23 protein-coding genes and 1 tRNA gene are annotated in these 26,017 nt (G+C 40.0%); 20 read left to right on the top strand and 4 right to left on the bottom strand.

The features are described from left to right. Nucleotides 1–9 precede the first annotated feature (9 nt). From LB450_RS11535 to LB450_RS11525, 3 genes are all read left to right on the top strand, one after another. Nucleotides 10–2,025 carry a copper-translocating P-type ATPase gene (locus LB450_RS11535; protein WP_224488866.1) on the top strand — a complete coding sequence of 672 codons (2,016 nt, stop codon included), beginning with the start codon at nucleotides 10–12 and terminating at the stop codon, nucleotides 2,023–2,025. Nucleotides 2,026–2,094: 69 nt separating this feature from the next. After that, entirely contained in the window at nucleotides 2,095–2,790 is a 696-nt protein-coding gene (locus tag LB450_RS11530) for a DUF3347 domain-containing protein (protein ID WP_224488864.1), read from the top strand. 186 nt (nucleotides 2,791–2,976) lie between these two features. Further along, complete coding sequence (locus tag LB450_RS11525) at nucleotides 2,977–3,690, top strand: heavy-metal-associated domain-containing protein (protein ID WP_224488862.1); 714 nt, start codon at nucleotides 2,977–2,979, stop codon at nucleotides 3,688–3,690. 88 nt (nucleotides 3,691–3,778) lie between these two features. On the opposite strand, the gene dinB is transcribed toward LB450_RS11525, so the two are convergent. Beyond that, nucleotides 3,779–4,882: a DNA polymerase IV gene (gene dinB, locus LB450_RS11520; protein WP_224488860.1), complete on the bottom strand. Its 1,104-nt coding sequence runs from the start codon at nucleotides 4,880–4,882 to the stop codon at nucleotides 3,779–3,781. Between the two features lie 133 nt (nucleotides 4,883–5,015). On the opposite strand from dinB, the gene LB450_RS11515 reads away from it, so the two are divergent. After that, the gene (locus LB450_RS11515; RefSeq protein WP_224488858.1) at nucleotides 5,016–5,465 is read left to right on the top strand and encodes a nucleoside deaminase; all 450 of its coding nucleotides are present in this window, start codon (nucleotides 5,016–5,018) and stop codon (nucleotides 5,463–5,465) included. Between the two features lie 87 nt (nucleotides 5,466–5,552). Here the strand turns inward: LB450_RS11515 and LB450_RS11510 are convergent. The 3 genes from LB450_RS11510 to LB450_RS11500 form a co-directional block, all read right to left on the bottom strand. Continuing rightward, nucleotides 5,553–5,624, bottom strand: a tRNA-Arg gene (locus tag LB450_RS11510). Then, the gene (locus LB450_RS11505) at nucleotides 5,625–5,852 is read right to left on the bottom strand and encodes a hypothetical protein (protein ID WP_224488856.1); all 228 of its coding nucleotides are present in this window, start codon (nucleotides 5,850–5,852) and stop codon (nucleotides 5,625–5,627) included. A gap of 65 nt (nucleotides 5,853–5,917) precedes the next feature. Next, on the bottom strand, nucleotides 5,918–7,036 hold the full coding sequence (locus LB450_RS11500) for an endonuclease/exonuclease/phosphatase family protein (RefSeq protein ID WP_224488854.1): 1,119 nt from the start codon (nucleotides 7,034–7,036) through the stop codon (nucleotides 5,918–5,920). Nucleotides 7,037–7,138: 102 nt separating this feature from the next. On the opposite strand from LB450_RS11500, the gene LB450_RS11495 reads away from it, so the two are divergent. The 16 genes from LB450_RS11495 (at nucleotide 7,139) to LB450_RS11420 (ending at nucleotide 26,017) form a co-directional block, all read left to right on the top strand. Beyond that, nucleotides 7,139–10,012 carry a TonB-dependent receptor gene (locus LB450_RS11495; RefSeq protein WP_224488846.1) on the top strand — a complete coding sequence of 958 codons (2,874 nt, stop codon included), beginning with the start codon at nucleotides 7,139–7,141 and terminating at the stop codon, nucleotides 10,010–10,012. Nucleotides 10,013–10,032: 20 nt separating this feature from the next. Next, nucleotides 10,033–11,469, top strand: a complete 1,437-nt coding sequence (locus LB450_RS11490; protein WP_224488844.1) for a DUF5689 domain-containing protein — start codon at nucleotides 10,033–10,035, stop codon at nucleotides 11,467–11,469. A 516-nt stretch (nucleotides 11,470–11,985) separates the two neighbouring features. Beyond that, a complete protein-coding gene (locus LB450_RS13850; RefSeq protein WP_224488843.1) occupies nucleotides 11,986–12,120 on the top strand; it encodes a DUF3024 domain-containing protein in 135 nt (44 codons plus the stop codon). A gap of 323 nt (nucleotides 12,121–12,443) precedes the next feature. Then, nucleotides 12,444–13,898 (top strand): lipopolysaccharide biosynthesis protein, encoded by a 1,455-nt coding sequence (locus LB450_RS11480; RefSeq protein ID WP_224488841.1) that lies wholly within the window; start codon nucleotides 12,444–12,446, stop codon nucleotides 13,896–13,898. Nucleotides 13,899–13,901: 3 nt separating this feature from the next. Continuing rightward, nucleotides 13,902–14,336: a dUTP diphosphatase gene (dut, locus tag LB450_RS11475; protein ID WP_224488839.1), complete on the top strand. Its 435-nt coding sequence runs from the start codon at nucleotides 13,902–13,904 to the stop codon at nucleotides 14,334–14,336. 33 nt (nucleotides 14,337–14,369) lie between these two features. Further along, complete coding sequence (locus tag LB450_RS11470) at nucleotides 14,370–14,999, top strand: hypothetical protein (RefSeq protein ID WP_224488837.1); 630 nt, start codon at nucleotides 14,370–14,372, stop codon at nucleotides 14,997–14,999. A gap of 11 nt (nucleotides 15,000–15,010) precedes the next feature. Further along, entirely contained in the window at nucleotides 15,011–16,024 is a 1,014-nt protein-coding gene (locus LB450_RS11465) for a sugar phosphate nucleotidyltransferase (protein ID WP_224488835.1), read from the top strand. A 5-nt stretch (nucleotides 16,025–16,029) separates the two neighbouring features. Further along, the gene (locus tag LB450_RS11460; protein WP_224488833.1) at nucleotides 16,030–17,394 is read left to right on the top strand and encodes a tetratricopeptide repeat protein; all 1,365 of its coding nucleotides are present in this window, start codon (nucleotides 16,030–16,032) and stop codon (nucleotides 17,392–17,394) included. Continuing rightward, the gene (locus LB450_RS11455) at nucleotides 17,394–18,161 is read left to right on the top strand and encodes a DUF4292 domain-containing protein (RefSeq protein ID WP_224488832.1); all 768 of its coding nucleotides are present in this window, start codon (nucleotides 17,394–17,396) and stop codon (nucleotides 18,159–18,161) included. Before LB450_RS11460 ends, LB450_RS11455 begins: the two co-directional genes overlap by 1 nt. Further along, entirely contained in the window at nucleotides 18,161–19,369 is a 1,209-nt protein-coding gene (locus LB450_RS11450) for a murein hydrolase activator EnvC family protein (protein ID WP_224488829.1), read from the top strand. The genes LB450_RS11455 and LB450_RS11450 overlap by 1 nt, the downstream gene beginning before the upstream one ends. Nucleotides 19,370–19,518: 149 nt before the next feature. Beyond that, nucleotides 19,519–20,523: an AAA family ATPase gene (locus tag LB450_RS11445; protein WP_224488827.1), complete on the top strand. Its 1,005-nt coding sequence runs from the start codon at nucleotides 19,519–19,521 to the stop codon at nucleotides 20,521–20,523. Nucleotides 20,524–20,617: 94 nt separating this feature from the next. Further along, on the top strand, nucleotides 20,618–21,481 hold the full coding sequence (locus LB450_RS11440; RefSeq protein ID WP_224488825.1) for a DUF58 domain-containing protein: 864 nt from the start codon (nucleotides 20,618–20,620) through the stop codon (nucleotides 21,479–21,481). Between the two features lie 6 nt (nucleotides 21,482–21,487). Next, nucleotides 21,488–23,128, top strand: a complete 1,641-nt coding sequence (locus LB450_RS11435; RefSeq protein ID WP_224488823.1) for a hypothetical protein — start codon at nucleotides 21,488–21,490, stop codon at nucleotides 23,126–23,128. Beyond that, nucleotides 23,128–24,126, top strand: coding sequence for a vWA domain-containing protein (locus LB450_RS11430; protein WP_224489093.1), 999 nt, complete (start codon nucleotides 23,128–23,130; stop codon nucleotides 24,124–24,126). The genes LB450_RS11435 and LB450_RS11430 overlap by 1 nt, the downstream gene beginning before the upstream one ends. After that, a complete protein-coding gene (locus tag LB450_RS11425; protein WP_224488821.1) occupies nucleotides 24,127–25,173 on the top strand; it encodes a VWA domain-containing protein in 1,047 nt (348 codons plus the stop codon). Next, a complete protein-coding gene (locus LB450_RS11420) occupies nucleotides 25,148–26,017 on the top strand; it encodes a tetratricopeptide repeat protein (RefSeq protein ID WP_224488819.1) in 870 nt (289 codons plus the stop codon). The genes LB450_RS11425 and LB450_RS11420 overlap by 26 nt, the downstream gene beginning before the upstream one ends.

Genomic DNA, 26,017 nt, shown 5'->3' with positions numbered 1-26,017 from the left:
CTAAAAATTATGGAACACCATCAAAACAATCATTCAAAAGATGAGCATGAGCATTCAGGTGACGATCACTCTCATCACGACCATCATAAAATGATGATTGAAGATTTCAAAAAGCGATTTTGGATTTCATTAGTCATCATGTTGCCCATTATAGTTTTGGCTCCGATGATACAAGATTTAGTTGGGTATGAATTTCGATTCAAGTGGGATCGCTATCTTCAATTTGGACTTTCTTCCTTTGTTTTCTTTTATGGAGGCTGGCCATTTTTAAAAGGTTTAGTTGATGAAATTAAGAAGAAAACACCAGGTATGATGACCTTGATTGCGCTGGCTATTTCGGTGGCTTATTTTTACAGCTCTGCGGTGGTCTTTGGTTTGGAAGGTAAAATATTCTTTTGGGAGTTAGCCAGTTTAATTGTGATTATGCTTCTGGGGCACTGGATAGAAATGAAATCGGTGATGGGAGCCTCCAATGCTTTAGAAGAACTGGCTAAAATGATGCCTTCCACCGCTCGTCGAATAAAAGAAGATGGGGAACACGAAGAGGTTTCTATAGACGACTTACAAAATGAAGATGTTATTCTGGTAAAACCAGGTGAAAAGATTCCAGCTGATGGTCAGGTGATTGAAGGAGAAAGCCATGTGAATGAATCGATGCTCACAGGGGAGTCCAAGCCCGTTGCCAAGCATGAAGAGGATGAAGTCATCGGGGGATCAATAAACGATAAGGGCTCTTTAAAAATCAAAGTGCAGCACACCGGCAAAGACTCTTATTTGTCAAAAGTGATTGGCATGGTGGAAGAAGCTCAAAAAACCAAATCCAAAACTCAAAACCTGGCAAATAAAGCAGCGGCTTGGTTGTTTTATGTGGCGTTAGGTGCAGGTATTATCACTTTGATTGTTTGGCTGAGCCTTGGGAAAGAATTTGAATATGCTTTAGAGAGAACGGTGACGGTCATGATTATTTCCTGTCCACATGCACTCGGTTTAGCAGTACCTTTGGTTGTTGCGATTTCTACGGCAGTTTCTGCCAAAAACGGACTTCTGATTCGAAACAGAACTGCTTTTGAAAATTCAAGAAAAATCTCAGCTATTATTTTTGATAAAACAGGAACCTTAACCAAAGGAAAATTTGGGGTGACGCGTTATACATCTGTTTTAGAAAATCAATCAGATGATGAACTGCTTCAAATCGCAGCTTCGCTTGAAAACAGCTCAGAACACCCGATTGCTTCAGGAATAGTTCGAAAAGCCAAATCTCATAATCTGGATTTACAGGAAGCATCAGGCTTTCAAAATATCACAGGGAAAGGAATTAAAGCAACTTTAAATGAGCAAGAAATTAAAATTGTGAGTCCGGGAATGTTGAAAGAACAGGATATCGACATTCCTTCAGAGGCTTTCAAATCTAAAGATGAGACGGTGGTTTTTGTGACGATAGATGCTAAGTTGGCTGGATTTATTGCTTTAGCAGACGAAATCAGACCTGAATCCTTATCCGCTATTAAAACCTTAAAAGACAGAGGCATTAAAGTGATTATGGCCACTGGAGACAATGAGCAAGTGGCTAAAGCGGTAAGTGAAGAGCTTTCCTTAGATGATTATTATGCTGAAGTTCTTCCTGAAGACAAACAAAGCATTATCAAAGACTTGCAGGAAAAAGGGGAGTTTGTTGCCATGACGGGTGACGGGGTGAATGATGCACCAGCTCTGGCTCAAGCCGATGTTGGTATTGCGGTTGGTTCTGGAACGGATGTTGCAGCAGAAACAGCAGACATTATTTTGGTCAACAGTAATCCTAAAGACATTGCAAACCTAATTTTATTTGGCACAGCCACGTATAAAAAAATGATGCAAAACCTTTGGTGGGCAGCTGGGTACAACATTATTGCTGTTCCGCTGGCAGCTGGAGTTTTGGCTGGAGTAGGAATTATCTTAAGCCCCGCCGTAGGTGCTGTTTTGATGAGCTTGAGTACGGTAATTGTGGCAGTCAATGCGCAACTCTTAAAAAAACAAATGAAGTAATCAACGCGAAAAGTTGGTTATAAAAATGAACAATTAACTAGTTAACCCTTAATTCAAAATTCAATAACAATGAAAAATGTAAATGCAATCTTATCGAGAACAGTTTTAATCGGACTCATGACACTATCAGTGGCATGTGTCGATAAGAAAAAAGAAGACAATACGGATGCGGACCACCTGCATGACCAGGAAATGCATGATGAACAAATGCATGATGAACAAATGCATGATGAACAAATGGATCATGATCATGAAATGATAGATGATGATGAAATGATGGATGAAGCGAATAATACAATGACTGAGGAGTCTGATCTAATGGTAAAAGAAAGCAAAACTGCTTCTTCCTTAATCGATAACTATTTAGCCATTAAAAATGCGCTGGCAGATGATGATAAAGATGCCGCAGCCAAAGCAGGTGAACGTTTAGTACAATCTGCTAATGCATTTGAAATGAGTCAAGTTGAGACTTCACAGCAACAGGAAATGAAAGAAATTTTGGAAGTGATGAAAGAACACGGAGGGCATATCTCTAAAAGTGATATGGTACATCAAAGAGAGCATTTTGCCCAGATTAATCGTGATATGAAAGCTATGTTAGCTATCACTGGTTCAGACAGAATGCTTTATCAGCAGTACTGTCCGATGTATGCTGATAATACAGGAGGCGCCTGGTTAAGCGCATCTAAAGACATTAAAAATCCACTTTTCGGAAGCAAAATGATGAAATGCGGTGCTGTAAAACAGACGATTGCTTTAAAATAAGAATGACTTTAGTTCCTATTCAAGCTATTTAGCTAAATTTCCTGAGTGTATTCAAAGAATTTAGCTGAATAGCTTCAGTATATTCAAGGAGTTTATATGAATTGCTCAGACAATATTAGTATTTACTGTTATGTTGATGATAATGTTGTATGCAGCTTTTTGACTAATAGTATTTAAAAATAAAAAATGACACATACCTATAAAGTTTCCGGCATGACTTGCCAGCATTGCAGAGCCAGTGTAGAAGAAAGCCTTAAAGATTTAGAACATGTGAAATCGGTGAGTGTCGATTTGGAAGCTGAAGAAGCTAAAATCGATATGGAAAAGCATATGGATTTGGAGACGCTTCAAAAGGCACTTTCAGATAAATATACGATTTCAAAAAAATCTGATTTTGCAGATAAATCTGGAGAAAATATCCAGGACCAGTCCAAAGCACAGCAGCTGTTTCCCTTGTTTTTGATCTTTGGTTACATCACTGCAGCTTCCATTTTGCTGAATTTCAGCGACTGGGAACTCAGCAGTTTTATGTTTGACTTTATGGGCCTGTTTTATATCGTCTTTAGTTTTTTCAAATTTCTGGATTATACCGGATTTCCAGAATCCTTTAGGATGTACGACCCTCTAGCCAAAGTCCTGCCTGCTTATGGGTGGGTGTATCCGTTTCTAGAAACCGCTCTTGGACTCATGTTCCTGATGCGATTTGAAATCGATATAGCTTTGGTCGCCACGATTGTTGTTCTAGGAATTACCACGATAGGTGTCACCCGCTCTCTGTTCTCCAAAAAAGTCATCAAGTGTGCCTGTTTGGGAACAGCCCTCAATCTTCCTATGACCGAAGCGACCTTTATTGAAAATACCATCATGTTAGTGATGGCGGTCTGGATGTTGTTGTTTTAAAGTAAACTTTGTGATTTTTGTACCTTTGTTGTAATTTTTCACCACGAAGACACAAAGGGCACGGATAAACCTCATATGAATTAAGTTTTTAAAACGGCAATTTCAATTGTTCTTCTTTGAGAATTGCTGATGTTTTAACCGATTTGGATTGGTCTGTGTTGAGGTTGGATAATGAAATTCCGAGCAACCGAATCGAATCTTTGATAGGTTCCTGATAAAGTAAGGTCCTGGTCTCTTCCATTATTAGAGCTTTGGAGGCTATGAAAAGCTTCAGGGTTTTACTTCGGGTTTGTACGCTGAAATCGCTGTATTTCAATTTCAAGGTGATGGTTTTTCCTGCAACCCGACTGGTTTTGAGCCGTCTCTCGACTTCCTCCGCGATATCCTCAAGCTTTGCGAGCATATAAATTTCAGAAGAAATATTTTCAGAAAAGGTGCGTTCGGCGCCGAGTGATTTGCGAATTCGGGAGGTCTTAACTTCACTTAAATGAATGCCGCGCACCACATTATAGTAATGCAATCCGCTTTTTCCGAAGTGCTCCTGAAGATAGTCCAGGGTTTTGAGCTTAAGGTCAGCGCCGGTGAAAATGCCTAGTCTGTACATTTTATCCTGGGTCACTTTCCCCACACCATAAAATTTCCTGATGTCCAGCTGTTCCAAAAAGGCGATAACGTCTTCCGGAGGTATTGTTTTTTGACCGTTGGGTTTATTGATGTCGCTTGCCACTTTGGCAATAAATTTATTGATGGAAATTCCGGCGGAGGCATTGAGTCCGGTCTTAGTTTTAATTTTCTCTCTGATTTCCCTGGCCAGAACCGTCGCACTGGGGAAGTTGAATTTATTTACCGTAACATCCAGATAAGCCTCATCCAGAGAAAGCGGCTCGACCAAATCGGTGTATTCAAAAAAGATTTTGCGGATTTGCTGAGAGATATCCTTGTAGCGCTCAAATCGTGGTCTTACAAATATTAAATGTGGACAAAGCCGAGCGGCCTGCTTTCCACTCATCGCACTTTTAACGCCGTGTTTCCGGGCCTCATAACTCGCCGCTGCCACGACTCCGCGTTTGGAACTTCCACCAACGGCGAGGGCTTTGCCTTTCAAACTGGGGTCATCCAATTGTTCTACAGAGGCGTAAAAGGCATCCATATCAACGTGGATAATTTTGCGAAGATGTTCTCGAAAATCCATAGACAAAAATACGCAAAGCGAAAGGAAACCTTCATGATTAAAACAATCCTTAAACACATAGTGAAATGCTTATAATCATTATCAAAGTTTCAGGAATCAGAATAGTTTTGATTTAGAAATACTATTTTTGACTATGCTAAACCCTTTTGACGATACCTATTTTATGAAAAAAGCCCTGGAAGAAGCCCATATGGCTTTGGAAAAGGGCGAAGTTCCTGTGGGGGCCATCATTACGCATAAGAACCAAATCATTGCCAGAAGCCATAACCTTACAGAACTTTTGGTCGACGTCACCGCCCACGCCGAAATGCAGGCGATTACTTCAGCGGCTAATTTTATCGGTGGGAAATACCTCAGAGATTGCAGCATGTACGTCACTTTGGAGCCCTGCCAGATGTGCGCCGGGGCTTTGTACTGGAGTCAGTTGTCTCGACTGGTCTTTGCTGCCGAAGATGAAGTCCGTGGCTATAGAGCCATGCAGACAAAGCTTCATCCTAAAACCAAAGTGGACTCTGGAATACTTCAGGAAGAAGCCTCCAAACTGCTCAAGGCCTTTTTTATACAGAAGCGGAATTTGAATTGAGGGATTTTAGTAACTGGGGTACGAACTTAGCATTTCTTAAAGACCCGACTAACTGAAGTGTATGACTTTGGAGGATCTCGAAAATAGTAGCTCCGCTAAGAATCGAACTTAGATCTAAAGTTTAGGAAACTTTTGTTCTATCCATTGAACTACGGAGCCTTAGTTATTCTCTTCTGACTTTGGACGATCTTCATACCAGTCCCTGAAGGTTTTATCGGTCTGGTAGTCGTCGGTGAGCACTTTATACACTGCAAACACAAGCGTAGCCTGTCCTAAAACAGTGAGGTAAAACACCCAGGAAAAAGCCATGCCAAGTGCTGCAAAGATAGTAACTAGAATCAGAATTAAGGTGGTAAGGATCAATAAAGGTATACCGGGATTTTTCATTTTTAAACTAAAATTAAATGAATTATGTCGACAGTACTGATAAATAGGTATTAAAATAATCTTATTTATTCAGAAGGATTGACTTCAGCAGAAGCGGTTTTCTTTTTGATGAGGTAGACAAAGACAGGGAAGTGATCGCTATAGCCTCCTGTGAATCCACCGTCGGCAAAGGCGCGGTAAGGATAACCTTTGAAGCGGCCTTTTGGGTTTTGTAAATAAAAGGGATTGAAAATATGAGCCTGGTAAAGCCTGTACGCGCTGTAGTCTTTTGTATTAATTAGAGGTTTGGTCACCAGGATCATATCGAACAGGTCCCAGGTATCCATCCAGGCAATAGTACCTACTCCTTTTTTGTAAAGCTTTTCGAAAGGATTGTAAAGGTCGGTGAGATTGACATCGTCGGCATGCGCTTTAGCTTCCAGCACTTCTTTTATGCTTTCATTGTAAGGCCCGTCATTAAAATCACCCATGATCATAAGTTTAGCATAAGGCTGCTGTATGAGTATAGAGTCTTTAATGGCTTTGGCAAGCCTTGCCGCTTCTATTCTATGGGGACGACTTCTTTTTTCACCCCCGCTTCTGGATGGCCAGTGGTTCACAATAAAATGCATGTCTTCGCCGTCCAGTTTGCCTTTGACGTGAAGCTGGTCTCGGGTATATTTTCGTTTACCGCTGTCAGAATCGCTAAAAAGTACAAGTTCGTGGGCTTTGGAGTAGGAGGGGCGGAAAAGGGACTTTTGATATAACAGTGCAACGTCTATGCCTCTGGCATCCGGAGAATTGTAATGGATGATGCCATAATCGTAAGGGGATAATCGTTTATCGTTGACAACATCTTGCAGGACTTTGAAATTTTCAATTTCACAAACGCCGATTACCGCTGGTGGCCTTCCCGTGACCTCAGCACCTATATCGGCAATCACTTTAGCCATATTGGCAACTTTCTTTTGGTAAACAGCATCGCGTTCACCTTCAGAAATCTCCATAATAGGTGAGGATTCATCAAATTTATTCGGATCGTCTTCGGTGTCAAACAGGTTTTCCAGATTATAAAACGCAATGCTGGTGATGAAAAAATCATCTTTTTTTTGGTCGGTCGATGCTGTGTTTTGAGTTGACTGACAACCCGTCAACACCAACAGAAAACCTGTCAAAAATGCCAGTGGTTTTATGCCTGATCTCATTTTGAAGCTGTTTATGAGAAACTTTTTTTGAATGCCTAAGATACAACTTATCTATTATTTAAATATCTTAGTAGTATTCAAGCATTTGATAATCAGTTAAATATGACAAGGTTTGAGCGAATACTTGTGATATTAGTGTTGACACTAAGCAGCTTTGGGTTTTATGCTCAAACCACAGATGTTGTGGGCGTCATCTTAGATCTAGACACCGAAGAACCACTTCCGGGAACCAGGATTTTTATAGAAGGATCAGGAATAGAGGTCCTCACAGATGCGGAGGCTAAATTTTCCTTTGTCAACCAAAATTTACCTTTAGGAGAACAAGTTTTAGAGGTCAGTCGAACCAATTACGAATCAAAACGCTATCCGATTATCATTGAGGAGGGAAAAATTCTTAATCTCGGCGACCTGTTTTTGGAAGTTGATATGAGTGAAGTCAACCGACAAATTGGAACCATTTCTTTATCTGAAGATGAACTCGATGGGGATGATGCTTCTTCTTTCAATATTTCCGGACTTCTGGCGTCTTCTCAGGATACGTATTTACGGGCTGCGGCTTTCGATTTCAGCGCCGCTTTTTTTAACCCGCGAGGCCTGGATAATGCCAACGGGGAACTCCTGATCAATGGTCTGGAAATGAACAAGCAATTCACCGGAAGACCCAACTGGGCCAACTGGGGAGGACTTAATGATGTGCAGAGGAATCGGGTGTTTTCGATGAGTACATCAGCCAGCGACTATACTATTGGAGACGTTGCCGGGGTGTCCAACATAATCATGAGAGCTTCCAAAATGCGAAAAGGGGGGCGTGTGTCTTATGCGAGTTCCAACAGGAGTTACCGGGGAAGGGTCATGGCAAGCTATAATACTGGCCTGATGAATGGGGGCTGGTCGTATTCTTTGCTGTTATCCAGGCGATTTGGTGAAGAAGGCTTTAGAGAAGGAACGCTGTACGATGCCAATTCAATAGCACTTTCCGTAGAAAAGCGCATCACTGATAAACACAGCTTAAATTTTACCGGATTTTATGCGCCCAACCGAAGAGGGATGGGAACCCCCGTCACTCAGGAAGTGGTGGATCTAAAAGGGATTGCATATAATCCAAACTGGGGGTTGTTAAATGGTATCCAGAGGAACTCCAGAATCCGAAAAACGGAGGAACCTGTTTTGATGTTGAATCATTATTGGGACATAAGCGACAGGCTTTCGCTCAATACGAATATCGGTTACCAGTTTGGGTTTTCTTCTACAACCAGAATTGATAATGGTGGCACACGACTTTTTGAAGACCCGGCTACGGGGCAACAGGTTTTCCTGGGAGGCGCCCGAAATCCGTCACCCATTTATTATCAAAATTTACCGAGTTATTATTTGAGAAACCCAAATCCTTCACCTTTCGATTATCAAAGTGCCTATCTGGCTCAAAGAGAATTTCAGGCTGAGGGGCAGTTCCCCTGGACGGAACTTTATTTTGCAAACCATTTGAACCAGTCCAGAGGAGGGAATTCTACGTATGCCTTGCAGTCTGATAGGGTAGAGGATAAAATGTTTATGGCTAATTCGATTTTAGATTATAAAGTAAAAGACAATATCACCATCAATGCCCGACTCAACTACAGAAGTCTGGAAAGCGAAAACTTTGCCCGGATGGAAGATCTTCTGGGCGGTGAACGCTTCCTGGACGTCGACTTCTTTGCGGAGGAAACAGATTTACTCTCAGGTTTGGGGTCAGATTTGGCCCAATCCAACTTAAGAACTCCCAACCGGACGGTGCAGGTGGGAGACCGGTATAAATACAATTACAAAATCGATGCTGCAGTCATGGATGCCTTTGCTCAGGCCCAGTTTCAATTTCGAAGCCTTGACTTTTATATGGGCTTAAGTTTTGGAAAAACCCGCTACCAGCGCACAGGACTTTATGAAAACGGATTTTTTCCCGGAGACAGATCGTTTGGGCCAGGAGAAGAACTGGATTTCACTACTTATGCGCTTAAGGCTGGAGCCACTTATAGATGGTCCGGGCGACATATTTTTACCTTAAATGCAGCCTATTTCCAGAACGCACCAACCCTTCGAAATTCTTACAGCAATGCCAGACAAAACGGGGATACGGTGGACGGTATCTCAGAAGTGAACATCCAGTCAGCAGATGTAAGTTATATCTATAAGTCCCCGGTTTTAAGCGGCCGCGTCAGTGGGTTTTACACCGGTTTTCAGGATGAAACCAATGTAGGCTTTTATTATACGGAGGAGCTGACAGGCCTGCCCTCGGCCAATAACCAAAACAATGCCTTTGTGCAGGAAGTGATGACGGGGATAGACAGGTTGCATTACGGTATTGAGTTTGGGGTGGAAGCCCAAATCTTATCAACCTTGAAACTAAAAGCGGCTGGTTCGTTTGGGCAGTATATCTACACCTCCAATCCAGAACTTTACTTAACGAGTCAAAATTTTCCAGACCTGCAGCTGAGTTTTGGAGATGGAAAAACAGACCTGAAAGATTTAAGAGTTCCGGGAGGACCAGAGCGAGTGTATCAACTGGGATTTGAATACAGAGATCCCAACTACTGGAATCTTGGCCTGACTGTCAACCACTTTTCTCATTCTTACATAAGTCCGAGCGGTTTGTTGAGGTCAGATAATTTTGCCTTGGATACCGACGGGATTGTCTATAACGACTACGATGAAGAGGTAGCGGGAGGAATTTTAAAACAAGAACGATTTGATCCATATAGGCTTGTCAATGTCATTGCCGGGAAGTCCTGGAGAGTCGGTAGCTATTATGTTGGTTTTTTTGGAGTCATCAATAATGTACTTGACCAGGACTATAAAACCGGAGGCTTTGAGCAGTCCAGAACCAGCAATTTTAGAAGTCGAGGAGAAGACCTCAGCAGGGAAAACGGAGCATTATTTGGTAACCGCTATTTCTTCGGCTTTGGAACGACTTATTATCTAAGTGCTTATATACGATTTTAAAAAAACTTAAAACTAAAGCGATGAAAACTTTCAATCCATACTCAGTTTTTTTCTTCCTCGGTTTAGGTGTGTTATTTTCATTCTGTTCCTGCGTGGAAGATGATGAGTTTAGCGCACCACAATTTGAGCAAAGTCCACCTCAAATCGAAGGAAATAAAGTGAGTCTTTCTGTTTTAAAAGGCATTTTGGCACAAAATGCCAACGGTCCTTATACTTTTGAAGACACTCAGGATTATGTGGAAGCCTATGTGATTTCTAACGATGAATCCGGGAATTTCTTCAGAGAACTAATCGTTCAGGACAAGCCAGAAAATCCAACCTTTGGCATAGCGGTTCAGGTGGATAAGAATCCGCTTTTTACCAAATATGATTTTGGAAGAAAGGTATACATCAGACTGGAAGGACTTTCGGTAGGGCAAAGAGAGGGCAGCGAACCAAGACTGGGTATCGCCGATGGCATCGATATTGGAAGAATCCCCGAAGCCCTGGTGGAAGAAGCGATTCTAAGAGATACACTTGTGGCGGATATCATCCCCCTGCAAAGACAGCTTTCAGAGCTATCCTTTTCAGAGGTGAATACCTATGTTGAGCTGACAGAAGTTCAATTTTCCAAAGTTTATTTTTCAGAAAATTCAACAGCAACCTACGCTTCAGAAACCACAGATAGTTTTGACGGGGAGCGTGTTTTGGAAAGTTGCACAAGCGCTTATAAAGTGATTTTTAGCACCAGTACCTTTGCAGATTTTAAGACCCTGAGTCTGCCTTCGGGGTCTGGTTCTATGCAGGGCATTTTAACAAGAGACTTCCGTGGAGATTTTTTCACGTTCTACATCAACTCGCCGGAAGCTGTGGATATGACTGGAGAACGCTGCGACCCTCTTGTGTTTTCGTGTGGTTTGGTTACTTCCACGGCAGCCAACGCCTTCATCATTATAGACTTTGAAGATCAAAGAAGGAACAGACCCATCGCTATTTCTGGCTGGACCAATTATATCGAAGCCGGAACTGAAACCTGGGAAGCTTACGCTTCGCGAAGTGATAGCAGCAACCCTTCCCTGGGCATTTCTGCAAGGGTAAGGTCTGCCAATTCCGGGGATGCAAATACGATTTCCTGGTTAATCACTCCCGAAATTCCGGTAGAAACCAATTCCAAAATCACCTTAGAATTCAAAACCTCCAACAGTTTTGCGGATGCCAGTTTTATGGAGGTCCTGTATTCTGTGAATTGGGATGGCACCGAAGAAGGCGTTTCTACGGCAGAGTGGGGTGTTGTTGCTGATGCGACTATTGTTTCAGACGATCAGTTTTTTGGAGACTGGGTGAGTTCCGGCCTTGTGGACATGTCGTGTTTTGAAGGAAGTGGTTACATCGCTTTCAGATACACGGGCAAGGATACCGAAGATGGTGAGTTTAACGGGGTTTATGAATTGGACGATATCGCGATTCATGTGGAGTAAATTTTTTTTATTCTGAATTTGCTTCCGTTAGCTTGTGTGCTCATAGATACATTTCTTCGCGCTCTTTCTTAACTTGATGCGGATGTTCGGATCTAGATAGCCTGGTTGATATCAACTTCAAGTTAAAAGAGAACTAACCTGAATTCAACAAGAAATATGGCTAATAGTTAAACGGGGCGTAGCCCTGACATCTTGTTTTGGATGTATTTGAGATATCAGGGCGCTGCCCCCCAAAATCCTCCTTGAGGTTTATATGCTTTAATTTGCAAAATATTTTCCAAATAGGGGCGCTAGCCCTGCTATCTTCTTAGAAAAATAGGTATCACAAAGTTCAAGGGGCGTAGCCCTGACATCTTGTTTTGGATGTATTTGAGATTAGTGGACGCTGCCCAAAACATATTGCTTGCCATTCTTTATGAAATTCGACCTGTATGGGATAAACCAGGTGAAATACAATATATAGAGTTTGCTAAAATGAGATTTTATAAATCCAGGCAAAAATGAATTTTATATTGGATGCGCACAAGTGCTAAATGGGAACTTTATGAACCTTTTCCAGAATCCACAAACCCTGACAATATCATCAAAATAGTAAAGGAAGATCAAAACGCTTGCTTTTCTGGACAAAAGCTAAAAGTAATAATGGGCTAAATAGGGTTTTTTAAAAATCTTGTAAGTAGCCAGTGTTTTTAAAACATTGATAATTAAAGATATATCTCACGCCAAGTTCGCAAAGAAAAAACGCAAAGCCAGGCAAATAAGTGATAGTCATCACTATATAAATCTGCGTTCTTTGCGTGAAAAATACGTGTATGATACTGATTGGTTCCAAAGTCTTTAATGGGTTTACTGTCATAAGGCGTTGACTTTTAATCTATTGATACGCGTTCTTATTCTTATCACATAAACCCAGAGCTTCAATTGTCGCTTTTTAACTTGATATTTTGCTACATTTGAAAACTCAATCTTAGTACGTGAATATCTACAAAAAGCTTTTTCAGAATACCTTTATTTATGGAGTAGCCACCGTCATCCCTCGGATGCTATCGGTGATTTTAGTTCCCCTTTACACAGGTGTTTTGGCCAATACGTCATTTGGAGATTATTCGATTATCTTCTCCTATTTTGTGATCTTTAATGTGATTCTGGCCTACGGCATGGAGACGGCTTTTTTTAGGTTTTACAACAAAGAAAAAGACAAATCCCAGGTCGTTCAAACCTCCACCTGGTCGATTATAGTGACAACCACAGCCTTTGTTATTTTGGCTTATTTGTGTATGTCATCGATTCAAAATTTCACGAGGATAAGTTCCCGAAATCTAGAATTAATCATTTGGATTTTAGCTTTAGATGCTTTGGCCATTATTCCCTTTGCCTGGCTCAGAGCCAATAGCAAACCGGTGAAATTTGCCATTATAAAAACGGTAAACGTCGCTATCAATCTAGGCTTAAACGTATTTTTCCTTTTGTATCTGAAAGACTTAGCAGCATCAAGTGCGTTTTTTAATTCCATTTATATCCCTGGTTTTGAAGTCAGTTACATCTTTATTTCTCTCATCATCGCCAGCGCAATAACACTTTTGCTTCTGACGCCTTTTTACAAACGCATTCAGTTTCAATTTGACTGGGAACTATGGAAATCCATGCTGAAATATGCACTTCCGGTATTGGTGGCTGGAGTTGCCTTTTCTGTCAATGAAGTTGTGGATCGCTTATTTCTAGAGCGAATGTTACCAGAAAACATAGCCAAAGAACAAATAGGAATCTACTCGGCCTGTTACAAACTGGGTATGTTTATGACTCTGTTTGCCACCGCTTTTCGATTAGGCATAGAGCCTTTCTTTTTTAGTCATGCTTCCAGCAAAAGCCCAAAAACGGCTTATGCCATGATTACGAAATATTTTGTGATTATAGGGACGCTTATCCTTTTGTTCGTGATTGTATTTGTAGACCTTTTCAAAGTACTTTTAATTCAAGATGAAAGTTATTGGGAGGCGATGAAAATTGTTCCTATTATTCTTTTAGCCAACTTATTTCTGGGCATTTATCACAACCTTTCGGTGTGGTACAAAGTCACTGATAAGACGCGCTATGGCGCTTACATTTCGTCCATCGGTGCGGTATTTACCATCGGAATCAACTTGTGGCTCATCCCGATTATCGGTTACGTAGGTTCAGCCATCGCGACACTGGCCGCTTATGGAAGCATGATGCTGATTTCATTTTTCCTGGGTCAAAAGCATTATGCCATTCCTTATAAATATGGTAAAATGCTAATTTACCTCTGCGTTTCCGTTCTATTTTCTCTAATTTCGTTTTACTATTTCAGAGAAAATTATGCTGTTGGCATCATGCTTATTTTAATATTTTGTGCGGGTATATTTTTTAATGAAAAAAAAGAATTATTCAGGCTTATAAACAGCAAATAACATATGAAAGTAAATATCATTAACCGCTCGGGATACGATTTGCCTCAGTACGAAACTTCGTTATCTGCGGGCGTAGACCTCAAGGCACATATCGAAGAGCCTATTCATCTGGAAAGTTTGGAGCGCTGCCTTGTCAAAACAGGTTTGTTCCTGGAACTTCCATCGGGAATCGAAGCTCAGGTGAGGCCCAGAAGTGGTCTGGCCCTCAAAAAAGGAATTACAGTACTCAACTCGCCCGGCACTATCGATGCAGACTACAGAGGCGAAGTGGGAGTGATTCTCATCAATTTATCCAAAGACAAATTCAGCATACATCCTGGCGACCGCATTGCTCAACTGGTGTTTGCAACACACGAACAAGCCGATTTTCAGGTTGTTGATTCGCTTTCTGAAACCCAAAGAGGTACAGGCGGATTTGGAAGCACAGGAGAAAACTAATGAAGTTGAAATTACTTTAGTTAAAATTGACCTATGAAATTTAGCAAAGAATTCAAAGAAGCTATCAGTCATTTGCCTGCTAGGGAAAAGGACAAACTCTTATTTCGTTTGCTCAAAAAAGATCTTATTTTGGCTAAGCGATTGGAATTTGAATTAATAAGCCCCCAAACGGTTGATGAGCGTCGTGCTGAAATGAAACAAAGCATTACAGAGGAAGTTCAGCGTATTTCTGCCAACTTTTATTCACCCGGTTACCTCAATATGGACATCAGGTACATCAGTGGTTCAATCACAGAACATGTGAAAATTACCAAAGATAAATTTGGAGAAGCCAGTCTGAACCTTCATTTGCTGATCGAAGTTTTGAAAGGCAATAGCCAGAACATCTCAAATCAGTCTTTTCATAAAGCCAGAAAGCTGTGCGTTGCCATCATTGCCAGAGCCTATAAGATATTACTGCTAATTTATAAGTTGCATGAGGACTATTTTATCGATCTTGAAGACGAGTTAAAAGAACTCGGTCTCTTGATTGGAAAGAACCATTATCTAATGAAACATGCCATTTTTAATGGTTTTGATGTGAATTGGCTGATACAAGGCGAAATACCAGAAGATATTGTTGAATTTCATAAAGACTTAAAATCAAAAGGTTACCTTAAATAAAAAAACATTCTATGAAGATTATAGTTCCCATGGCCGGAAGAGGCTCAAGATTAAGACCACATACCCTTACCATCCCTAAACCGCTTATCCCTATCGCAGGAAAACCCATTGTTCAACGCCTTGTGGAAGGTATTTCTGAGGTTCTGGAAGAAGAAATCGACGAAATCGCTTTTATTATTTCTGAAGATTTTGGAGTGGAAATTGAAGAAAAGCTGAAAGAAATCGCTAAAGGACTTAAGGCTAAACCGACTATTTATTACCAGGATAAGCCACTTGGAACCGGGCACGCCATCATGTGTGCCAAAGACTCTTTGGAAGGGCCTGCTGTTATAGCTTATGCGGACACTTTGTTTAAAGCTGATTTTAAACTGGATAAGGAGGCCGATGCGGTGATGTGGGTAAAAAAAGTCAATAATCCCGAAGCCTTTGGAGTGGTCAATTTAAACGATGAAGGCCATATCACAGAGCTTGTGGAAAAACCTAAAGACTTTGTTTCTGATTTGGCTGTTATTGGAATCTATTACTTTAAAGACGTCAGTCAGCTTAAAACTCAGCTGGAAAAAGTGATTGAAGAAAACATTATGCATGGCGGCGAATATCAGATCAATGATGGAATCAAAAAGATGCGGGAACATGGAGCCATCTTTAAACCAGGTCAGGTAGAGGAATGGATGGATTGTGGAAACAAGCAGGTGACTGTCGAGACCAATTCCCGTATGCTAAACTTCATTCACGAAGAGCAGAAAGAAAAACTGATTTCATCTTCACTCAAAATTCATGATGCTGAAATCATTGAGCCTTGTTTTATCGGTGAAAATGTATTTTTAAAAAATGCCAAAATCGGACCTAACGTTTCTATTGGAAATGGCACGGTTGTCGATAACTGTACTATCAAAAATTCTTTGATCCAAGAACACTCCGAAATTACCAATGCCAAGTTAGACAAAGCCATGATAGGTAATTTTGCTAAATTTAATGGAGAGTTCACCTCAGTGAGTATAGGAGATTATTCCACTTTAGAATAAAATATATGTCCCAGCTTATTCGTCTTTTTCTTTTTTTGGGCCTTATGATGGTTTCTATTGGCAATGCTCAGGATAAAGACAATCTATCTGAAGAGATCAATATCGACGATCTCGGAAATAACACAGACGAATTTCAGGAGGTGTTTTTTAAAGCTATTGCTCAACGTGCTGTAGAAAATCCAGAAAAAGCTATAGAAGCGCTGGACAAATGTCTTGAGTTAAAACCGAACAGCACGGCAGTTTTTTATGAGTTGGCAAAAAACTACATCGATCTTAAAGACTACGAAAAGGCAGAAAATTTTATAAAGAAAACCTTAGAAGACCCAGCGTACCAGAACAATGTGAACATTCACAAGCAATTGTTTTATGTCTTTTCCATGCAGAAAGAGTACAGTGAGGCGATAAAAGAAGCTCAGTTTATTTCTGAATTTGATCCCGTTTACTTTCAGGAATTGGCCAATTTATATTTGCTTCAGAAAAACTATCAATCTGCTTTGGGGGCTTTAGACAAATTTGACACAGTGAATGGCATCGATGAATTTCGAGATGATTACCGAATGATTATTTATAAAGAAGGCTCGCTTTTGGGGCAGGGTATTGAATTCTTCAAAAATCGATTTCAGAATTCTAAAGAAGACAGCAGAGCCGCCATTTTATTGATGCAGCTTTACAGACTCAGCAGTTCGCCTCAAAAAGCCATTGAAATTGGAAAAGAACTGGAACAACAGTCGCCACCTGCATCTGAACTCTATGTTGAAATGGCTTTGGCACACCTGATAAGCGAAAATATTACTGAGGCCAAAACCTACAGTAGAAAAGTGGTGGAGAGCCTTACGTTGGATGAAAAAGACAAGCTGAAAGTAATTAACACATTTAAAGCCTTAGCTTTACAAAATACGGAGGCTCAGGCTGCTTTTGTAGCGGTACTGGATTCTGCGCTTTCTTCAGAAAAAAATTCTTCAAGCAAAGCGGAGTTAGGTGAGTTTTATAAATCCAGAGATAAGGATAAAGCCCTGGAAAATTTTAAGTCTGCTCTGCGCAATAAGCCTAACGATTTTAAGTTGATTAAGAATATATTGGAATTAGAAATAGAATTACAAAACTATAAGGAGGTGTTGGCAACAAGTGACAGGGCCTTGCAAAGCTTCCCTTCTCAGGCCTACTTATATTTCACAAAAGGTCTGGCCCTGGGCCGATTGAATAATCACCAGGAAGCAGTGGATGTTCTGGAAGAGGCTTTGGATTATATTTTTGATGATAACACGCTTAAGCAAAAAGTGTACAGCGCGTTGAAAGAATCCTATCTTGCTTTAGGAAAGCAGGAAAAAGCCGAGGCTTACAGACAAAAATTAATCATAATCTCAAATTAATGCATAAACGATTTTTTAAAATAAGTTTTGTTTTAATCGTATTGATAACTTTTTCAAGTTGTAAATCTTCTAAAGTAACTGGCACAGGTACAAAAGAAAAATCGGCCAGAGTGGTCCTGAGAACTTTTGAAGATAACTTAGCAGATTTTAAAACGGTGAGTGGAAGAATAAAAGCCGGTTATAAAACTGAAGAGGATTCCCAGTCCATCAGCATTACGTATAGAATTGAAAAAGACAAAGCCATCTGGATGAGCGCCAAAGTGATGGGTTTATTGCCTGTGGCTAAGGTTTATATTACGCCAGATCGGTTTCAGTATTACGAGAAGATAAATGGAACTTATTTTGATGGAGATTTTTCCATGGCAAAAGAATTTTTGGGAGTGGAAGTCAATTTTGAAAACCTTCAAAACCTGCTCATCGGCAGACCCATGTATGAACTCAAGAGAAATCAGATGCTTTTTGACGATAATGCCTATGTCTTTCTGCAAAATATAAGGTCTGTTTTGGCCTATTCAGCAATAATTGACAGCCGCCAGTTTGAAATGAAATCTCAATCCTTACAAAATGTAAAGAATGAAAGTTTGAAAGTGAATTATTCAAGATTTCAATCCGTCGACAAAAAAAAATTTCCGGGCAAATTGCTGATGACTGCTAAAAAAGAGGGTGAAGTAATTTTGATAGATTTAGACTATCGCTCTGTTGTTTTTGATGAAGAGCTTACCTTCCCATTTTCAATTCCTAATAATTACGAACGTTTAGAACTTTGATGAAATACCTTCAGTACATACTTTTTTTTATAACGCTCACTACCAGTTTAACTTTTCAGGCTCAAACAAGGGAAGAGCTTGAAGCCAAACGTCAGTCTATTCAGCAGGAAATAGATGAAATCAACAGCATCATCCGAACTGCCGAAACCAAGGGGCGCTCTGCCTTGAATGAGTACGAAGACCTTCAGAAAAGAATAAAAGTAACAGAACGTTTAATACAGGTCAACAACCAGGAGGCCAATTTATTGACCAGAGAAATCAATGCCAATGCCAATAAAATCGACAGGTTGAGGAATGAGCTGGAACAGCTTAAGAGCGATTATGAGCAGATGATTCAAAAGTCATACAGAAGCAAATCCGACAAAAGCAGAATTATGTTTTTGTTTTCTTCAGAGTCCTTTTTACAGGCTTACAAGAGGATTCAATATATGAAGCAGTTTGCTCAATATAGAAAAAAGCAGGGGAAAGAAGTCATGAAGCAAACCAAAGAGCTTCAGGGTATCAATAATAAGCTGTTTGAACAACGCAGAGATCAGGAAAAAATTCTTGCTGAAAACCGAAAAACAAAGTCCAAATTGGTGAGTGACAAAAACAACTTGAACCAATTGCTGGCGAGTATCAATAAGGAAAAAAAGAAATATGCAAAGGAACTTAAGCAAAAGCAGCAGGAAGCTAACAGGATAGATCGAGAAATCAACCGATTGATTCGAGAAGCCATTGCCAGGGAAAATAAAAAAAGTGGTTCAGATGCTAAATCGACTTTCAATCTAACTCCCGAAGCCAAAGCCCTTGCCAAAGATTTTGCACAAAATAAAGGTAAGTTGCCCTGGCCTGTGAGGTCTGGAGAGGTGTCTATGCGTTTTGGTGAACGGCCACATCCTATTGTAAAAACCATAAAAATCATGAGTAACGGTGTGAGAATAGACACCGAGAAAAATGGGAAAGCCAGAGCTGTTTTCGAAGGTGAAGTCAGCCAGGTGAGCAAAATTCCTGGAGCTAATGTTGTGGTTATGGTTCGTCATGGAGACTATTTGTCCATTTACAATAATCTGCAAAAAGTATTCGTCAAATCTGGAGACAAAGTAGCCAGGGGCGAAGAACTGGGCGAGGTAGGAATCAATTCTTCCTCAGGCAAAACCACCCTTATTTTTCAGTTATTCAAAAACACCACCAAGCTCAATCCCGAGCAATGGATTTATAAATTATAGTCAGGATTACTTCAAACAAAATTTGAATTATTTCATAAGCTTATCGTAATACGCTGATTTTTAACCAAGCCTTAACAACAGAGAATGGATATAATTTTCATTTTGCAACCAATTATAAGAATAGATTATAACGTTATAAGAATTTTAATATGGAACAGGATCAAACTAATGTAGACATTGCCTCCATCAACGAAAAGATAGAAAAGGAAAGTGCTTTTGTTGACTTGCTAACCAATGAAATGAACAAAGTCATTGTCGGGCAAAAGCATATGATAGAAAGGCTGCTCATAGGGCTTTTGGGTCAGGGTCACATTTTACTGGAAGGTGTTCCGGGTCTGGCAAAAACATTAGCCATCAATACATTGGCTAAAGCTGTACAAGGCAGCTTTAGCAGAATTCAGTTTACTCCAGATTTACTTCCTGCCGATGTTGTGGGAACGATGATCTACAATATGAAAGAAAATGACTTCAGCATAAAAAAGGGTCCGATTTTCGCCAATTTTGTGCTGACAGATGAGATCAACCGCGCTCCTGCCAAGGTGCAGTCAGCCTTGCTGGAAGCCATGCAGGAAAAGCAAGTGACCATTGGTGACGAAACCTTTATTCTGGATAAGCCATTTTTAGTCATGGCAACTCAAAATCCAGTGGAGCAGGAAGGAACCTATCCATTGCCTGAAGCACAAGTCGATAGATTTATGCTGAAAACGGTTATCGATTATCCGAATTTTGATGATGAACAACTGGTGATGAGAGCCAATCTTAACAACAGTTTCGGGAAGATAAATCCAGTGGTTTCCACAGATCAGATTCTGCGAGCACAAAGCGCTGTGAGGGAGGTGTATATGGATGAGAAAATTGAGAAATATATCCTGGATATAGTTTTTGCAACGCGTTATCCAGAAAAATACAAACTGGCAGAGATTAAGCCCCTTATTAGTTTTGGAGCTTCGCCAAGAGGTAGTATCAACCTGGCCATTGCTGCCAAATGTTATGCGTTTATCAAGCGAAGAGGTTATGTGATTCCAGAGGATGTTCGTGCCGTCGTTTATGATGTGCTAAGACACAGAGTTGGGATTACTTACGAAGCCGAGGCAGAAAACATAACATCTGAAGACCTGATCAGCAAAATTATAAACGAAGTAGAGGTTCCTTAAAATTTCTTCTGACTAGAACCAGAACAAGCTTTTAAGCTTTTAGATAATGCTTTTGCGATTTAGTTTTAAATCGAATGACAAGTACTTACACTCTATGGATACCAAATCACTTTTAAAAAAGGTAAGAAAAATCGAAATCAAAACACGGCGTTTGAGCGACCACGTGTTTGGTGGAGAATACCATTCTAAGTTTAAAGGTCGGGGAATGACTTTTAGCGAGGTGCGTGCTTATCAATTTGGAGATGACGTCAGGTCCATAGACTGGAATGTGACAGCGAGATACAACGAGCCCTTCGTAAAAGTATTTGAAGAAGAACGCGAACTGACGATGATGCTGCTTGTGGATATCTCCGAATCGACAGCCTTTGGAACTCGGGAAACCTTTAAAAAAGATATTATTACAGAAATGGCGGCAACACTTGCTTTTTCTGCGACTAAAAATAATGATAAGATTGGATTGATGTTGTTTTCCGATCAAATCGAACTTTATATTCCCCCAAAAAAAGGGCGAACGCATGTGTTGAGGATCATCAGAGAATTGATAGAATTTAAACCCTCACACAAAACGACCAATCTTTCCAAAGCCTTCAGGTACCTTATCGATATGATGAAGAAAAAGGCGATTGTGTTTGTAATGTCCGATTTTTTGACAGACGATTATGAGCATACCCTGAAGATTCTGGGTCAAAAGCATGATGTCACAGGTATCAGAATTTACGATGAACGTGAGGAAGAACTACCCAACCTGGGCATGGTGCAAATGAAAGATGCAGAAACCGGGCAGGCGATGTGGGTGAACACCTCCAGTGGGTCCACAAGAAAGACATACACCAAGCATTATAGAGATAGAGTAGATTATTTTCAAAGGTCTTTTAAACTGAGTGGTTCAGGATTTTTGAGTACCCGTGTAGATCAAAATTATGTAGTAAAACTACTAGGATATTTTAAATCCAGATAAAAGTATATGAAGAGAAAATTACTTAGTTATAGCATTGACTTCACATCAAAATTCCCTTTGTTTTTGATGTTGTTTTTGGTTTGTGGCTATGCGTATTCTCAGGAAGTGAGTTACAAAACCGATAAGGATAGCATCCAGATTGGTGAGCAAATAGAATATGAGATCAAGGTGAATGAGGTAACGAATGAAGATCTGGTCGTTTTTCCTAAAGACCAGACCTTTGTTCCTTTAGAAATGGTGGAAGCCTATAAAATTGACACTTTAAATCCACAGGCCAAAACCTTCACACTCACCAAACTTTACAAATTAACTCAGTTTGATTCTGGAACCTATTCAGTTCCGCCTCAACTTGTGAAAATCAATGATAAAGCTTTTTATACCGATACACTCAAAGTAAGGGTTAATGATGTGGTACTGGATACGGCCAATCAAAAGCTATATCCTATCAAGCCCTCCATAGGCGTAAACAAGCCTTTTGCTGTGCCATCCTGGTTTTGGTGGACTCTCGCTATTATTGCAATTTTAGCAGTTATAGCTTTCTTGATTTTCAAATTGAAGAAAAAAAGAGACGAAGCCAGGCGTAGAATTCCTCCCTATGAACAGGCGATGCTGTCTTTGAAAGAGTTGGACAAATCTTCTACTTTAGAAAATAGAAATTTTAAAGACTACATTACAGAACTCACCTATATTTCCAGAAGATACCTCGAGGAAAAGTTGGAGATAAGAGCTTTGGAATATACTACCAGCGAACTTATTTCTGAATTAAAATTCAAAAAGGAAAAGAAAAAATTGGCTCTCAAAGAGGATATGATTGCTGAGTATGAAAAGATTTTAAAAAGGGCAGACCTTGCTAAATTCGCCAATATTAAACCTGATTTACTGACTTTAAAATCAAACAGAAAACAGATTGAAAAGTTTTTAAAACACGTCCAAAGTGCCATTCCACAAATTACAGAAGAAGAGAAGAAAAAGGATGAAGCTTTTCAAAAGACTTTGGCCAAAAAACGAAAGAAACAAAAATGGATCGTCGGGGTTATACTTGGGTTGGTATTGATTTTCGTTACAGCGACTGCTGTCGTGGCCACTAAAGGCTTCGAGTACGTGAAAGATAATATTTTAGGAAATCCTTCCAAAGAACTGCTGGAAGGCGATTGGATTACCAGCGATTACGGCGTACCACCTGTGAGCATGACTACACCAGAAGTATTGGTAAGAGGTGAATTTGAGCTTCCGGAAAGCATTTCCGAAAATGTAAAAGCCAAAGAAACCTATGGTTTTGGAACGCTATACCAAAGCTTGTATGTTAAGCTAAACCAAGTTCGATTTAAAGATGCTCAAGACATAGATTTGAATGCTATTGTAGACGGGATTTATAATAACCTGGAAGAACGGGGAGCTTATAACATCATTACCAAAGCAGAAGAGTTTGAAACGCTGGGAGGGGTGAAAGGTAAGAAGGTATTTGGAAGCTTTTCCATAGAAAATCCTATTACTAAAAAAGACATTAAGAAAGAATATCAAATTGTGAATTTTGGTCGGGGAGGTTTTCAACAGATCGTCATTTTTCACGATGCTGATGATGAATATGGTGAGAAAATCGCCAATCGTATATTGAATGCTGTGGAATTTAAAACGATAGAACAATGATGTTTGAAAACTTTACGTTTGAAAATCCGAGCTGGTTCTGGCTGTTGCTGGCTATTCCGTTAGCGATATTCTGGTATTGGAAAAAACGCAGTAAACAAACAGCAACGCTTAAAATATCCAGCACCCAGGGCTTTGATAAAAGTACCCTGGCTCAGCTTCGACCGCTTTTATTCATTCTCAAAATGTTAGCGCTTGTTCTTTTGACTATTGCCATGGCAAGGCCAAGAACGGTGGACGTTACGACCAAAGTAAAAAAGACGGAAGGTATCGATATCGTTATGGCGGTAGATATTTCTGCAAGTATGCTGGCAAGAGACCTGGAACCCAACCGTCTGGAAGCTCTTAAAAATGTTGCCAATAATTTTGTGGAAGGAAGACCAAATGACAGAATAGGCCTTGTAATTTATGCTGGAGAAAGCTATACCAAAACCCCGCTTACCAGTGATAAGTCTATCATCATCAATGCAATAAATGATTTAGAATATACGCAGAATATTGAAGGAGGAACAGCGATAGGAATGGGACTTGCTACTTCTGTCAATAAACTAAAAGATAGCAAAGCAGAAAGCAAAGTCATTATTTTATTGACAGATGGAGAAAATAATGCAGGATTTATAGACCCGATTACGGCTACACAGCTCGCTACCGAATATGATATCAAAACCTACACCATTGGTGTTGGCAGCAATGGAATGGCTCTATCGCCAGTGGGCATCCAACCAAATGGCCAGTTTGAGTATAGAAACATTGAAGTAAAAATTGACGAAAACTTATTGAAAACAATTGCAGAAAGCACAGGGGGTAAATACTTTAGAGCTACCGATAATGAAAAATTTCAATCGATTTATGAAGAAATCGATGACCTGGAAAAAACAGAAATTGAAGAGTTTAAATTTTATAATTACGATGAAAAGTTTAGAATATTTCTCCTTTTGGCAGGGGCTTTATTGTTTTTAGAATTTTTACTGAAACACACCCTTTTTAGAAGCTTTGTATAAATGATTTTAGAAGAACAAATATATGTATGGGGATTTCTGGTTTTACCAGTACTACTTCTTTTGTTTCTAAGTTATGTGTTCTGGAAAAAGAGAACCCAAAAGAAATTTGCGGATACCAAGCTGTTTAAAAAACTGGCTCCAGATCAATCCAGCTTTAAGTCTAATCTGAAATTCATAATCCTTTCCCTTGCTTTTGCTTGTTTTGTGATGGCATTGGTCAATCCGAAATTGGGCACCAAGATAGAAACGATAAAGCGGGAAGGTGTAGATATCGTGTTTGCTCTGGATGTTTCCAAGAGTATGCTGGCAGAAGACATTGCACCAAACAGACTCGAGAAATCCAAACGTATTATTACCGAAATCATCAACAATCTGGCGTCAGACCGTGTAGGTCTGGTTGGCTATGCAGGAAGTGCATTTCCTCAGGTTCCAATTACTACAGATTACTCCACCACCAAGACATTTTTGCAAAGCATGAATACCGATATGGTATCCAGTCAGGGAACGGCGATTTCTCAGGCTATAGATTTAGCCAGATCGTATTACAACGATGATGACCAAACCAATAAAGTTCTTGTCATTCTATCTGAAGGTGAAGATCATGACAGTAATGCTGAAGGTATGGCAGAGCAAGCTTCAGAAGAAGGGATAAGAATATTTACCATTGGTGTGGGGACAGAGCGTGGCGGCCCTATCCCTATTAAACAAAACGGCAGAATACAATCTTATTTAAAAGATGATGCCGGAGAAACGGTAATCACCAGGAAAGATACGGAGACCCTGAGAAGAATTGCGGAAATCGGAAATGGGGCTTATATAAATGGGACAAGTACTTCTGAAGCTGTTGAAGGAATCTTAAATGAACTACAAAAAATTGAAAAAACTGAGTTTGAAGCCAAACAATTTGCAGATTTTAAGAGTAAATATCAGTGGGTTTTAGGTTTTGGTATATTTTTGGTACTGATAGATATACTCCTGCTGGACAGAAAAACAGCCTGGATACGACGATTGAATTTATTTAATGAAAGAAAGAAAGATGACGACTAAGACTATTATTTTATCGGTTTTGATAAGCTTGAGCACTGCCATTGTAGCTAAGGCCCAAAGCATTTCTAATGCTCCAAAAAAAGCGAAAGCTTTACTGGCCGAAGCAAGTTCCAAAGACCTTGACTTCCCTAGGTCTGAAGCTAAGATAAGACAGGCCAAAGCCATAGATAAAGACAACTCAGACATCAGCTATAACTTTGGAAATTTATATATAGAAAATAACGAGCTCGAATCTGCAAGGTTAAGACTCGTTGAATCTATAGAAAGTACAGAGGATAAATCCTTAAAACATAAAAGCTACCATAATTTAGGCAATGTATTGATGGAAGAAGAGCAATACCAAATGGCAGTAGATGCCTATAAAGATGCCCTTAGAAACAATCCTACAGACGAGGAAACCCGTTATAATCTTGCTTACGCCAAGTCCAAGTTAAAAGACGAGAAAAACGACGAGAACAAGGACGGTGATGATAATAAGGATAAAAACAAAGACGAGAGCGAGGACGAAAGCAAGGATAACAAAGACGAAGGAGAAAACGAGGATAAAGATAAAGACAACAAGGAGAAAGATCAGGAAGACGACAAGGGCGATAAGAATGAAAATGAAGAAGATCAAAAAGACGATAAGGGCAATAAAGACAAACAGGAAAAAGAGAAAGAAGGTGAAGGCGGAGATAAAGAGCAGGAGCAGCCTCAGCAGCCTCAGAATACGAAAGGACAAATCTCTCCACAACAGATTCAGCGTTTGCTAGAAGCCATTGAGAATCAGGAAAAAGACGTACAAGAAAAGCTAAATGCTCAAAAAGCAAAAGGACAAAAATCTAAAACAGGAAAAGACTGGTAA

Origin of the sequence: Psychroflexus curvus (assembly GCF_020164585.1) — a bacterium.
In the GTDB taxonomy this organism is placed as follows: domain Bacteria; phylum Bacteroidota; class Bacteroidia; order Flavobacteriales; family Flavobacteriaceae; genus Psychroflexus; species Psychroflexus curvus.
This window is presented reverse-complemented; position numbering and strand designations above follow the sequence as displayed.